Annotated in this window: 11 protein-coding genes and 2 tRNA genes; 10 read left to right on the forward strand and 3 right to left on the reverse strand. The window is 70.7% G+C overall.

The window, feature by feature from the left end; all coding sequences use genetic code 11:
• The first annotated feature begins 32 nt into the window (after positions 1-32).
• The 4 genes from gyrA (at position 33) to ACIHFE_RS15295 (ending at position 3,906) form a co-directional block, all read left to right on the forward strand.
• Positions 33-2,678, forward strand: a complete 2,646-nt coding sequence (gene gyrA, locus ACIHFE_RS15280) for a DNA gyrase subunit A (protein WP_400106564.1) — start codon at positions 33-35, stop codon at positions 2,676-2,678.
• A 138-nt stretch (positions 2,679-2,816) separates the two neighbouring features.
• A complete protein-coding gene (locus ACIHFE_RS15285; RefSeq protein WP_400106566.1) occupies positions 2,817-3,479 on the forward strand; it encodes a DUF3566 domain-containing protein in 663 nt (220 codons plus the stop codon).
• Positions 3,480-3,529: 50 nt separating this feature from the next.
• A tRNA-Ile gene (locus tag ACIHFE_RS15290) sits at positions 3,530-3,603 on the forward strand.
• 168 nt (positions 3,604-3,771) lie between these two features.
• Positions 3,772-3,906, forward strand: a complete 135-nt coding sequence (locus ACIHFE_RS15295; RefSeq protein WP_003958712.1) for a DLW-39 family protein — start codon at positions 3,772-3,774, stop codon at positions 3,904-3,906.
• Between the two features lie 126 nt (positions 3,907-4,032).
• On the opposite strand, the gene ACIHFE_RS15300 is transcribed toward ACIHFE_RS15295, so the two are convergent.
• Positions 4,033-5,208, reverse strand: a complete 1,176-nt coding sequence (locus ACIHFE_RS15300; protein ID WP_400106568.1) for a serine/threonine-protein kinase — start codon at positions 5,206-5,208, stop codon at positions 4,033-4,035.
• A 19-nt stretch (positions 5,209-5,227) separates the two neighbouring features.
• On the reverse strand, positions 5,228-5,773 hold the full coding sequence (locus tag ACIHFE_RS15305) for a helix-turn-helix domain-containing protein (RefSeq protein WP_400106570.1): 546 nt from the start codon (positions 5,771-5,773) through the stop codon (positions 5,228-5,230).
• A 117-nt stretch (positions 5,774-5,890) separates the two neighbouring features.
• On the opposite strand from ACIHFE_RS15305, the gene ACIHFE_RS15310 reads away from it, so the two are divergent.
• The 5 genes from ACIHFE_RS15310 (at position 5,891) to ACIHFE_RS15330 (ending at position 10,887) form a co-directional block, all read left to right on the forward strand.
• Positions 5,891-5,963, forward strand: a tRNA-Ala gene (locus ACIHFE_RS15310).
• 199 nt (positions 5,964-6,162) lie between these two features.
• Positions 6,163-7,992, forward strand: coding sequence for a glycoside hydrolase family 15 protein (locus ACIHFE_RS15315; protein ID WP_400106572.1), 1,830 nt, complete (start codon positions 6,163-6,165; stop codon positions 7,990-7,992).
• Between the two features lie 89 nt (positions 7,993-8,081).
• Positions 8,082-8,291 carry a ferredoxin gene (locus tag ACIHFE_RS15320; RefSeq protein ID WP_400106574.1) on the forward strand — a complete coding sequence of 70 codons (210 nt, stop codon included), beginning with the start codon at positions 8,082-8,084 and terminating at the stop codon, positions 8,289-8,291.
• Positions 8,281-9,654 carry an NAD(P)/FAD-dependent oxidoreductase gene (locus ACIHFE_RS15325; protein WP_400106576.1) on the forward strand — a complete coding sequence of 458 codons (1,374 nt, stop codon included), beginning with the start codon at positions 8,281-8,283 and terminating at the stop codon, positions 9,652-9,654. The genes ACIHFE_RS15320 and ACIHFE_RS15325 overlap by 11 nt, the downstream gene beginning before the upstream one ends.
• A gap of 36 nt (positions 9,655-9,690) precedes the next feature.
• Entirely contained in the window at positions 9,691-10,887 is a 1,197-nt protein-coding gene (locus ACIHFE_RS15330) for a cytochrome P450 (protein WP_400106578.1), read from the forward strand.
• A 101-nt stretch (positions 10,888-10,988) separates the two neighbouring features.
• Here the strand turns inward: ACIHFE_RS15330 and ACIHFE_RS15335 are convergent, their stop codons facing one another.
• Positions 10,989-11,639, reverse strand: a complete 651-nt coding sequence (locus ACIHFE_RS15335; protein WP_400106580.1) for a DUF5324 family protein — start codon at positions 11,637-11,639, stop codon at positions 10,989-10,991.
• A 226-nt stretch (positions 11,640-11,865) separates the two neighbouring features.
• Here ACIHFE_RS15335 and ACIHFE_RS15340 point away from each other — a divergent pair, with 226 nt between their 5' ends.
• Positions 11,866-12,390, forward strand: a complete 525-nt coding sequence (locus ACIHFE_RS15340) for a peptidylprolyl isomerase (protein WP_400106582.1) — start codon at positions 11,866-11,868, stop codon at positions 12,388-12,390.
• Positions 12,391-12,435: the final 45 nt, after the last annotated feature.

Genomic DNA, 12,435 nt, shown 5'->3' on the forward strand with positions numbered 1-12,435 from the left:
ACTTCCGCGGCTTGAAAGGACTTTGAACGACAATGGCCGACGAGACCACTCCCGAGACCCCTCCCACGCCCACTCCCGTCACGCCCGAGGGCCAGCCGGCCGCCATCGAGGGCGTGGGGATGCGCGTCGAGCCCGTGGGGCTCGAGACCGAGATGCAGCGCTCCTACCTCGACTACGCGATGAGCGTGATCGTCTCGCGTGCGCTGCCCGATGTGCGCGACGGTCTCAAGCCGGTGCACCGCCGGGTGCTCTACGCCATGTACGACGGCGGCTACCGGCCGGAGAAGGGCTTCTACAAGTGCGCCCGCGTGGTCGGCGACGTCATGGGTACCTACCACCCGCACGGTGACGCCTCGATCTACGACGCCCTGGTGCGCCTGGCCCAGCACTGGTCGATGCGGATGCCGCTGGTGGACTCCAACGGCAACTTCGGCTCCCCGGGCAATGACCCGGCGGCCGCCATGCGGTACACCGAGTGCAAGATGGCGCCGCTGTCGATGGAGATGGTCCGGGACATCGACGAGGAGACCGTCGACTTCCAGGACAACTACGACGGCCGTAACCAGGAGCCGACGGTGCTGCCGTCGCGCTTCCCCAACCTGCTGGTGAACGGCAGCGCCGGCATCGCCGTCGGTATGGCCACCAACATCCCGCCGCACAACCTGCGCGAGGTGGCCGAGGGTGCCCAGTGGTACCTGGCCAACCCCGGGGCATCGCCGGAGGAGCTGCTGGACGCCCTGATCGAGCGGATCAAGGGCCCGGACTTCCCGACCGGCGCCCTGGTGGTGGGCCGCAAGGGCATCGAGGAGGCGTACCGCACCGGCCGCGGCTCGATCACCATGCGCGCGGTGGTCGAGGTGGAGGAGATCCAGAACCGCCAGTGCCTGGTGGTCACCGAGCTGCCCTACCAGGTGAATCCGGACAACCTGGCGCAGAAGATCGCCGACCTGGTGAAGGACGGGAAGATCGGCGGTATCGCCGACGTCCGTGACGAGACCTCCTCGCGCACCGGCCAGCGTCTGGTGATCGTCCTCAAGCGGGACGCGGTCGCCAAGGTCGTCCTCAACAACCTCTACAAGCACACCGATCTGCAGACCAACTTCGGTGCCAACATGCTGGCGCTGGTGGACGGGGTGCCGCGCACCCTGTCGCTGGACGCGTTCATCCGCAACTGGGTGACGCACCAGGTCGAGGTCATCGTCCGCCGGACCCGCTTCCGGCTGCGCAAGGCCGAGGAGCGGGCGCACATCCTGCGCGGTCTGCTCAAGGCGCTGGACGCCATCGACGAGGTCATCGCGCTGATCCGGCGCAGCGACACCGTCGAGGTGGCCCGCACGGGCCTGATGGGCCTGCTGCAGATCGACGAGATCCAGGCCAACGCGATCCTGGAGATGCAGCTGCGGCGGCTGGCCGCCCTGGAGCGCCAGAAGATCGTCGCGGAGCATGACGAACTCCAGGCGAAGATCAACGAGTACAACGCGATCCTGGCCTCGCCGGAGCGGCAGCGCGGCATCATCAGCGAGGAACTCACCGCGATCGTCGAGAAGTTCGGCGACGACCGGCGCTCCAAGCTGGTGCCGTTCGAGGGCGACATGTCCATCGAGGACCTGATCGCCGAAGAGGACATCGTGGTGACCATCACCAACGGTGGCTATGTCAAGCGCACCAAGACCGAGGACTACCGCTCGCAGAAGCGCGGCGGCAAGGGCGTGCGGGGCACCAAGCTGAAGCAGGACGACATCGTCGACCACTTCTTTGTCTCCACCACCCACCACTGGCTGCTGTTCTTCACCAACAAGGGCCGGGTCTACCGGTCCAAGGCGTATGAGCTGCCGGACGCCGGCCGGGACGCCCGCGGCCAGCATGTGGCCAATCTGCTGGCCTTCCAGCCGGACGAGAAGATCGCCCAGATCCTGGCGGTGCGGGACTACGAGGCGGCGCCCTATCTGGTGCTGGCCACCAAGTCGGGCCTGGTGAAGAAGACTTCGCTGAAGGACTACGACTCGCCGCGCTCCGGTGGTGTGATCGCCATCAACCTCCGGGAGATGGCGGACGGCCGCGAGGACGAGCTGATCGGCGCCGAGCTGGTGTCGGCCGACGACGACCTGCTGCTGATCAGCAAGAAGGCGCAGTCCATCCGGTTCACCGCGACCGATGACTCGCTGCGGCCGATGGGCCGGGCGACCTCGGGCGTCAAGGGCATGAGCTTCCGCGAGGGTGACGAGCTGCTGTCGATGAATGTGGTCCGTCCGGGCACCTTTGTCTTTACAGCCACCGACGGCGGCTATGCCAAGCGGACGCCCGTGGACGAGTACCGGGTCCAGGGACGCGGCGGTCTGGGCATCAAGGCCGCGAAGATCGTCGAGGACCGGGGTTCGCTGGTCGGTGCGCTGGTGGTCGAGGAGGGCGACGAGATCCTGGCGATCACCCTCAGCGGTGGCGTGATCCGTACTCGGGTCAGCGAAGTCCGGGAAACCGGCCGTGACACGATGGGCGTCCAACTGATCAACTTGGGCAAGCGAGATGCCGTGGTCGGCATCGCCCGCAACGCCGAGGCCGGCCGCGAGGCCGAGGAGGTCGACGAGGAGCCGTCGGCCGAGGCATCGGGCGTGACGGGTGACCAGACGCCCGAGACGGCCGAGGGCACCGAGTCCCCGGCCGAGACCACCGAGGAGTAAGACGTGAGTCGAGCCACGGGCGCCACGGGTGGGCGTCGCGGTTCCGCGAGCAGCGCATCCGATGAGACCGGCGCCCGTGTCCCCGGCGGGGACGGGGCAGACTCCCGGGGTGGGTCCACCACGGGCAGGGGGATAACCATGACGGACACCCGAGAGCCGTACCACCCGCCGAAGGCCTATGAGCCTCCGGCGGGGGCGGACGGGGCCGGCGGGGGCGGTGGTGCCAAGACCGGCACCAAGGCCGCCGCCGCGGCGGGGGACGGGAAGACCGGAAAGACCGGTGACGGGACCGGCGACAAGGCCGGTCCGAAGACCGGCGTGAAGACCGGCGTGAAGGCGCCTGCCAAGGCCGTGGGACGGCCTCAGCAGGCCGCGCAGCAGGGCCGGGCGGCCACCGAGCGCCCGGCCCCGGCCGCGGCCGATCCGGGGCCGCGTACCCGCTCGGCCCGGCTGCGGGTGGCCAAGGCCGACCCCTGGTCGGTGATGAAGGTCAGCTTCCTGCTGTCGGTGGCGCTGGGCGTGTGCACCATCGTGGCGGTGTCGGTGCTGTGGCTGGTGCTGGACGCCATGGGTGTCTTCTCCGCGGTGGGCAGCACCATTCATGACGCCACCGCCGGCGAGGGGGGCGGCTTTGACCTGCAGGGCTTCCTGTCGCTGCCGCGGGTGCTGATGTTCACCGTGATCATCGCGGTGATCGAGGTGGTGCTGGCCACCGCGCTGGCCACGCTGACGGCCTTCGCCTACAACCTCTCCGCCTCCTTCGTGGGCGGGGTGGAACTGACCCTGGCCGAGGACGACTGACCGCGATTTTGGGACTGGGCCCCAAGTGCGCTAATCTTTCGGTGCAGCGCGGGGCTATAGCTCAGACGGTTAGAGCGCTTCCCTGATAAGGAAGAGGCCACAGGTTCAAGTCCTGTTAGCCCCACCGGCGCGATCGGCCCGGACGGAGATTCTCCGTCCGGGCCGATCGGCTTTCCCGGTACGGGAGTTGGGATACGGCAAAGGTCGGGACGCAGGTCACCGATCGGTATCGGCCGGTGTGTATCATCGGCCCCCAGAGTCCCCTTACGTCAAGGAAAGACGAGGTCGCGCGGTGAAGAAGCTCCTCCTGGTCGCACTGGCCGCCATCGGCGGGCTCCTCGTGTACCGCCAGATCCAGGCGGATCGCGCCGAGCAGGATCTGTGGACGGAGGCGACTGACTCCGTGCCCGCAGGTTCGGGTGTGTGAGACATAGAGCCCCTGACCGGGCCCCGGCCGTTCCCACGGCCGGGGCCCGATCTGTTTTCCTGCTGCACCCACTCCCACTCTATTTGCCACTGCAAATAAAATGATTGCGAAGGTGAATGCCGCCGGTCAGCCGGTGGCCAGCGCCCACAACCCCACCGCCAGGCAGACCAGGGCCAGCAGCAGCACCGGCACCGCGACCCTGGCGGGCGGCCCCGGCGCCCGCCGGACGGCCGCCGGGGCGGCGGGCAGCGGAAGGGTCGGCGCGGACGGCGTAGGGCCCGTCAGGGGCGGCTGTGGGGTCTGTGGCGGGGTGTGCGGCGGGTGGACGGGACGCGGCGGTGTGACGGGCCCGCCCGGGGCCTCCGGCGCCATGGGGGTGCCGGCCGCGGTGGCCCAAGTGCCCTGTGCCCGGGCGGTGTCGGGCTCCGGACCGTCCGGCCCGAAGCCCGGCGGCAGCGGGCCGAGCTGGTCGAAGACCTCGATCCGCTCCTCCTCCCCGCCGGGCTCCGGCAGCAGCTCCACCACCGCGCCCAGCGCCTTGCGCACCCCGGTGGCGGTACGGAAGCGCACCGCCGGATCGGGCTGCAGCAGGCCGGCCACCACTTCCCACAGCGGCGGCGGGACTTCCGCCGGCGGGCCGGGTACGCCCTGTTCCTCAAAACGCCGCACCAGGGCCTCGGCGTCCGGTTTCCGCCCGGAGAGCAGATAGAGCGCGACCAGTCCCACCGCGAAGAGATCGGCCGGGAAATCCGGTTCCTCACCCGCCATTTGCTCCGGCGCGAAGTAACCGGGCGTTCCCATGACGTAGTTGGCCTGGGTGAGCCGTGGCTCGCCCTTGCGCATGGCGACGCCGAAATCCGAGAGCCGTAAATGCGGGCGGCCCGTTCCGGTCGCCTCCAGAAGGAGATTGGCGGGTTTGATGTCGCGGTGCACCACGCCCTCCAGATGCACCGCGGCCAGCCCGGCCAGCAACTGGTCCAGCAGCACACAGACGAAGCGCGGCGGCAACGGCCCGTAATCACCGATGAGATGGGCCACCGAACCGCCGCGCACCAGGTCCATGGTGAACAGCACCTTGTCGTCGTCGGCCGCCCAGCTCTGCGGTGCCAGCACATGGGGGTGGTCGATGCGCAGCGCCTGTTCGCGGACGAACCTCAGCAGGGTGTGGGCGTCACTGTGCAGCAGCACCTTGGCGGCCGCATAGCGGCCGCGGCGCCGGTCCCAGGCGCGCCACACGGCCCCCGCGCCGCCGCGCCCGATGGGGTCGACGAGGTGGTAGCGCCCGGCGAAGAGCTCACCCATGGCTCCGCTCCGGGCGCCGTCAGCTCTGGTGCGCCTCGTAGTGCGCGACCGCCTCGGCGGTGCGTCCGGCGCCGTAGACCCGCAGGAACTCGGCGAGTTCGGGATGGGCGGGGGCGAGGGTGTGCGCGGCGTCGATGATGTCCCCGGCGCCGGCCACCGAGCGCAGCAGCGACTGGATCTCGCGGACCACCCGCTTGACGGTCGGAGCGCCGCTGCTGGCCGTGGTCTGGGTGGAGTTGAGGACCGAGCCGCCCGAACTGCGCTTGACCTCCTCCATCCGCTCCGCCGCCTCGACGGCGCTGACCGAGCCGTCGGCGACCTGGGTGGAGAGCTCCTGCAGCGCCTGAACCCGCTGTACCACCGCCGGGTTGCCGATCTTGGCGCGCTGACCACTCATCAACTGGGAGAGCATGGGCGCCGAAAGGCCCAGCACGGAGGCGAGACGCGCCTGGTTGAGGCCGAGATCGTCGATGAGACGGCGGAACAGGGCCCCCAGCGGCTCCCCGTACCAGCTCCGCTGAAGCTCTCGTGCGCGGGCCGTGGCATCCTGCTGTGCTGCGTCCATCTCGCTCTCCCCTTCGCTTCGCTGCCGCGAATCTTGCGCTGCATCCTACGGAGAGCGACGGGTGCGGGCGATACCCGGTCGGGAACACCTCCGACACCGGGTAGTCTGGTGCGGGACGGGGCCTTAGCTCAGTTGGTAGAGCGCTGTCTTTGCATGGCAGATGTCAGGGGTTCGACTCCCCTAGGCTCCACTGGACGCCACTTGTGAAATGCCCCCTGACCTGCGGTAACGCTGGCTCAGGGGGCATTTTGGCGTGCGCGGGCGGGGAGCGCTCATGCGGCGGGCGGCGTTATTCTCCGAACCAGTGGGGGTGAGCACGTCCAGGGGCGGCCGGGCGGCGCATGCCGCGGTCGGCGTCCTTTCGGCGGGCGCGACAGGGAGGTGCTGCGATGTACGGGGCACCGGGACGGGACACATCCGAGCGTTATCTGCCGATCGCGGACCACGGCCTGATCGGGGATCTCCGCACGGTGGCTCTGGTGGGCACCGACGGCACCATCGACTGGTACTGCTGCCCGGCGTTCGATTCCCCCAGCGTCTTCGCGGCCATCCTCGACGCGGACCGGGGCGGGGCCTTCGAGCTGGCCGCCGCCGTTCCGGCCCGTACCAAGCAGCTGTACTTCCCGGACACCAATGTGCTGATCACCCGGTTCTTCACCGAGGAGGGGCTGGGGGAGATCCAGGACTTCATGCCCTTGTCGGAGTCCGGCGAGGCGGACGGCCACCGGCTGGTCCGGCGGGTGGTGTGCGTGCGCGGAACGATCCCGTTCCGGGCCCGGGTGGCCCCCCGGTTCGGCTATGGCGCCGAGCGGCACACCGTGCGGATGACGGACGGGGCCGCGGTGTTCGACTGCGCGGCACTGTCGCTGTCGCTGAGGCTGACCGCCACGGTGCCGCTGGAGTGCGACGGCGGGGATGTGGCGGGCGATTTCCGGCTCGCCCGGGGCGAGAGCGCGGTCTTCGCCCTGGAGCGGGCCGGCGGTGAAGCCGCGCCGCGCGGCTGCCCATGGGAGCGGGCCGAGCGGGAGTTCACCGCCACGGTCGCCTTCTGGCGGAACTGGCTGCGCCAGTCCCGCTACCGCGGCAGATGGCGGGAGATGGTGCACCGCTCGGCCCTCACCCTCAAGCTGCTCACCTACGCCCCCACCGGCGCGATCGTGGCGGCCCCCACCACCAGCCTGCCCGAGCGGATCGGCGGCGGGCGGAACTGGGACTACCGCCATGTATGGGTGCGCGATGCCGCGTTCGCCGTCTATGCGCTGCTCAGGCTCGGTTTCACCGGGGAGGCCGAGGCGTTCATGGGCTTCCTCACCCGGCACACCGAGCGCCGAGGCGGCGGACCGTCCGGTCCCCTTCAGGTGATGTACGGCATCGACGGACGCCTTGAGCTGCCCGAACGCGTGCTGCCCCAGCTGGAGGGGTACCGGGGCTCGGCACCGGTGAGGGTCGGCAATGGTGCCGCCACCCAGCTGCAACTGGACATCTACGGTGCTCTGCTGGACTCCGTCTACCTGTACGACAAGTGGTGCCGGCCCATCTCCAGCAGTCACTGGCGCGGGGTGTGCGCCCTGGTGGACTGGGTCTGCGAGCACTGGGACCAGCCGGACGAGGGGGTGTGGGAGACCCGTGGCGGGCGCAAGAGGTTCCTCTACTCCCATCTGATGTGCTGGGTGGCCATCGACCGGGCCCTGCGCATCGCCCAGCGGCACAGCCTGCCGGCGAAGTCGGCCCGCTGGGTGCCGGTCCGGGACGAGATCTACTGGCGGATCATGGACCGGGGCTGGTCGCCCGCCCGGCAGGCGTTCGTCCAGCACGAGGACTCCGAGGTGCTGGACGCCGCGGTGCTGATGATGCCGCTGACCAAGTTCATCGCGCCGACCGACCCGCTGTGGCTGTCCACCCTGGACGCCCTCGGCGAGGAGCTGGTGTCCGACTCGCTGGTGTGGCGCTATGACCCCAAGGCCAGCCCGGACGGCCTGGAAGGGGAGGAGGGCACCTTCTCCATCTGCTCCTTCTGGTATGTCGAGGCCCTCACCCGGGCCGGGCGCCTGAACGAGGCCCGGCTGGCGTTCGAGAAGATGCTCACCTACGCCAACCACCTCGGTCTCTACGCCGAAGAGATCAGCCACACCGGCCGGCAGCAGGGCAACTTTCCCCAGGCGTTCACCCACCTCGCCCTCATCAGCGCCGCCTTCAACCTCGACCGCGCCCTGGGCTGACCCCGCCGCCGGGGCGATCCAGGTGCGGAAGTCCGGCTTGTCCCGCAGGCTGGCGAGGAGGGGGTAAGACGGCGGAGGGAGTGACGGGGATGCGGGTCGTGGTGGATCTCACCCGTTGCCAGGGCTATGCGCAATGCGTGTTCCTGGCACCGGAGGTGTTCCAGCTGCACGGTGAGGAGGGGCTGCTGTACGACCCGGCCGTCCCCGACGAGCAGCTGGAGCGTGTGCGCCAGGCAGCGGCGGCCTGCCCGGTCCAGGCCATCCTCCTCGGTGCGGAGGTGAACCCCGATGGGCGGTGACCTCAGGGACGGCCGGATCGTCATCGTCGGCGCCTCGCTCGCCGGACTGCGGGCCGCCGAGAAGCTGCGCGAGGAAGGCTTCACCGGCTCGCTGACCGTGGTCGGGGACGAGCCCCATCCGCCCTACGACCGGCCGCCGCTGTCCAAACAGGTGCTGCTCGGCCAGGCGGCGCCCCGGTCCACCGGGCTTCCGATGCGCCGGGACCCGCACGCCGACTGGCGGCTGGGCGTACGCGCCACCGGCCTGGACCCCCTCGGCAAGCGGGTGCTGCTGGCCGACGGCGAGCCACTGCCCTACGACCGGCTGCTGATCGCCACCGGCACCCGGGCCAGACCCTGGCCCAACCCCCAAGAGGCCGCCCTGGACGGGGTGTTCACCCTGCGCACCCGCGAGGACGCCGCAGGCCTGGCCGAGCGGCTGGCCGCCGGGCCGCGCCGGGTACTGGTCATCGGCGGCGGCTTCACCGGCTCGGAGATCGCCTCGGCCTGCCGGGAACGCGGACTGGACGTCACCGTCACCGAACGCGGCCCCGCGCCCCTGATCGGCGCGCTCGGCGGCACCCTGGCCAGACTCGCCGCCGCCATGCACCGCAACCACGGCGTGGACCTGCGCTGCGGGGTGACTGTCACCGCACTGCGCGGGGACGCGGGCGGCCGGTTCACCGGCGCGGACCTGTCCGACGGCAGCCGCCTGGAGGCGGATGTCTGCGTCGCGGCGCTGGGCGCGGTCCGCAACGTCGAGTGGCTGGCCGAGACGGGACTGGCGGCGGGCCCGCGCGGCATCGCCTGCGACGCCGGGTGCCGGGCCTTCAACATGTACGGGATCGTCACCGACGACGTCTTCGTGGCCGGCGACGTCTCCCGCTTCCCCCACCCGCTCTTCGGATATCAGCTGCTCTCCCTGGAGCACTGGGGCAACGCGGTCGCCCAGGCGGAGGTGGCCGCCCACAACATGGTCAGTCCAGGGCCGTTGCGCCGCCCCCACCTGGCCCTGCCCACCTTCTGGTCCACCCAGTTCGGCCTCAATATCAAGTCGGTGGGCGTCCCCACCTTCTCCGACCAGGTGGTCATCGCCCAGGGCACGCTGGAGGAACGCCGCCTCGCCATGGTCTACGGCTACCAGGGCCGGGTCACCGCCGCGGTCACCGTCAACATGGCCAAGTCCCTGGAGTACTACCAGCACTTGATCGAGACCGCCGCCCCGTTCCCGCCCGCGCCCGGCGCGCCCGACCGCCCGATGGCGGCCGAAATCCCGGTTCCCTCCGATGTGCCGGACCCCAAGGGCCTGTCCCACGGCCCCACCGTGGCACTCACCGGTCACCTCCCCGACCGCCGGCTGACCGTGGTGCCGCCCGCCGGCTGACCCGCGTTCCCGCCCACCCATGAGGAGCCGACCCCCATGCCCGCTGACACCCTGCTGCAACGGATCACCGACTACGCCAGCCGTCCCGATCCCTATCCGCTCTACGCGGAACTGCGCCAAGCCGGCCCCGTGGTGCGGCAGACGGACGGCAGCTACCTGGTCGGCACCTACTACGAGATCACCGCCCTGCTCCACAACCCGCGCTTCAGCGCGGACCCCCGCAGCGGCACCACCGCGTCCGGGGAGGAGCCGAAGCCGCCGTTTCTGCGCCTGGACGACCCCGAGCACCACAGGCTGCGCACCCTGGCCATGCGGCCGTTCGGCCCCCCGCACAGCCCCGGCCGGGTCGATGGCATGCGCGAGGAGATCGCCCGGGTCACCGGGGAACTGCTCGACGGGCTGCGGGACCGTACCCAGATCGATGTCGTGGACGACTTCGCCTACCCGCTGCCGGTCATGGTCATCTGCCGGCTGCTCGGTGTTCCGCGCGAGGACGAGCCGCAGTTCCGGCAGTGGTCCGACGCGGTGGTCGTCTCCGCCGACATCCGGCCCGGAGAGGACACCTCCACCGAGCGGGACCAGGAGGGCGAGCGGGCACGCGTCGCGATGGGCCAGTACCTGGTGAACCTCGCCGAACAGCGCCGCGGCCACCCCACCGGCGACATGCTCTCCGCCTTCGTCAACGAACCCGACCCCGCACTGCGGCTCACCCCCGAGGAACTCGCCCAAACCGGCGTGCTGCTGCTGATCGCCGGACATGAGACAACCGTCAACCTGATCACCAATGGTGTGCTCACCCTGCTTCGCCACCCCGACCAGCTCGACCGGCTGCGCCGCGACCCCGGCCTGCTGCCGGCCGCGGTGGAGGAACTGCTGCGCTATGAGCCCCCGGTCCATATGCGCGAACGCATCCCCCTCGCCGACATCGACATCGCCGGTACCACCATCCCCAAGGGCTCCTCCGTGGTGCTCGCGCTGGCCTCCGGCAACCGCGACCCCAAGCGCTTCCACGACCCCGACCGGTTCGACCCCACCCGCACGGACAACCAGCACCTCGGCTTCGGCAGCGGCATCCATCTCTGCTACGGCGCCCCGCTCGCCCGTATCGAAGCCCAGACCGCGCTCGCCGCGCTGATCCCCCGCCTCGGCGCCGCGACCCTGCTTCAGGACCCGCCCCCCTACCGGCAGGCGGCCATGCTCCGCGGACCGCGCCACCTCCCCGTCCAGTTCTGACGACGTCCAGTTCTGACGACGAACGCCCTCCGACCCGCTGACCCGCGAAGGGGCGGTCGGAGGGCGTCCTGGTAGCCCGGGTAGTCCTGCTGCGCGCCGGGCTACGGGTTTTCGTGCCGGTCGTCCTCGCCCTCGCCCAGGCGGTCGGCCTCCGCCTCCTTGGCCTGGACCTCCGGGTCCAGACCCCCGGCGCCGACGCTGCCGTCCACCGAGCTGAGCGAGGAGCGGCCGGGCTCGGTGGCGAGCGGGGGTTCGACCAGCCAGTCGGGGTTGGACTGCCGGTCCCACCACTTCCAGGCGGCGACGGCGCCGCCGGCGAGCAGGCCCAGGATCGCGAGCCGCTTGGCCACCCGGCCCGCCCGGCAGCGCCGCTGTCGCTGCCGCACCAGCTTGTCCACCTCGGCGGCGGAGACCTGGCCGCGCAGCGCGGCCAGCGCGGCACCGCCCCGGGCGAGCGCCTCGTCCCGTACCGGCTCGGCGGCCTCCAGGGCCCGGGCCGCGGCCTGGCCGACCCTGGGCGGCAAGGTCTCGCGGGCCTGTTCCAGCCGGGGCTGCAGGTGGGCGTCGTACTGCGCCCGGGCCTGCTGCGCGGCCTCCGCCATAAGGGGGGCGAGCCGTTCCCGGGCCTCGTGGGCATAGTGCACGGCGGCGTCCCTGGCCGTGCCTGCGTAGGGCGCCACCATCTCCGCGGCGTGGCGCACGCTGTCCTTGGCGGTGCTGGTCGCGGCGCGCACGCTGTCCTTGCGGGTCACGAGAACCTCCTCCTCGGTGGCGTATGGTTTGTCGCCTTTCCACCCAATGGAAGATCATGCCTGCCGATGGGCGGTCCGGCATGTGCGAGCGGGCATCCGGGTCATGGGAGCTCGGCTTCGACCATGCCATGGTTCGCCGCCGCGCGCGGGGCTTTGGGCATTACTCGCCCGCCGCCGCTCCATGCGAGGATCGGGGGCTGTCAGCGCACACTATGGAAGGTAGATCGTGGCCGAGCAGCTCTACGCCACCCTGAAGACCAACCAGGGGGACATCGTGATCCGGCTTCTGCCGAACCACGCTCCCAAGACGGTCAAGAACTTCGTCGAGCTCGCCCAGGGCGAGCGCGAGTGGACCCACCCGGCGACCGGCAAGAAGTCCCAGGACCGGCTCTACGACGGCACCGTCTTCCACCGGGTCATCAGCGGCTTTATGATCCAGGGCGGTGACCCGCTGGGCAACGGCACCGGCGGCCCGGGCTATGAGTTCGGTGACGAGTTCCACCCCGACCTGGCCTTCACCAAGCCCTACCTGCTGGCCATGGCCAACGCCGGCCCGGGCACCAATGGCTCGCAGTTCTTCATCACGGTGGCCCCCACCACCTGGCTGACCGGCAAGCACACCATCTTCGGCGAGGTCGCCGACGAGGCCAGCAAGAAGGTCGTGGACGCCATCGTGGGTACGCCCACCAACCGCAACGACCGCCCGCTGCAGGACGTCAAGATCGAGTCCGTGGTGGTCGAGACCCGATAGGGCGCAACGCGCACGTACCGGGAACCCGGCGCCCCGCCCGTCCGT

It is taken from the genome of Streptomyces sp. NPDC052396, from assembly GCF_044593195.1.
Lineage (GTDB): Bacteria > Actinomycetota > Actinomycetes > Streptomycetales > Streptomycetaceae > Streptomyces.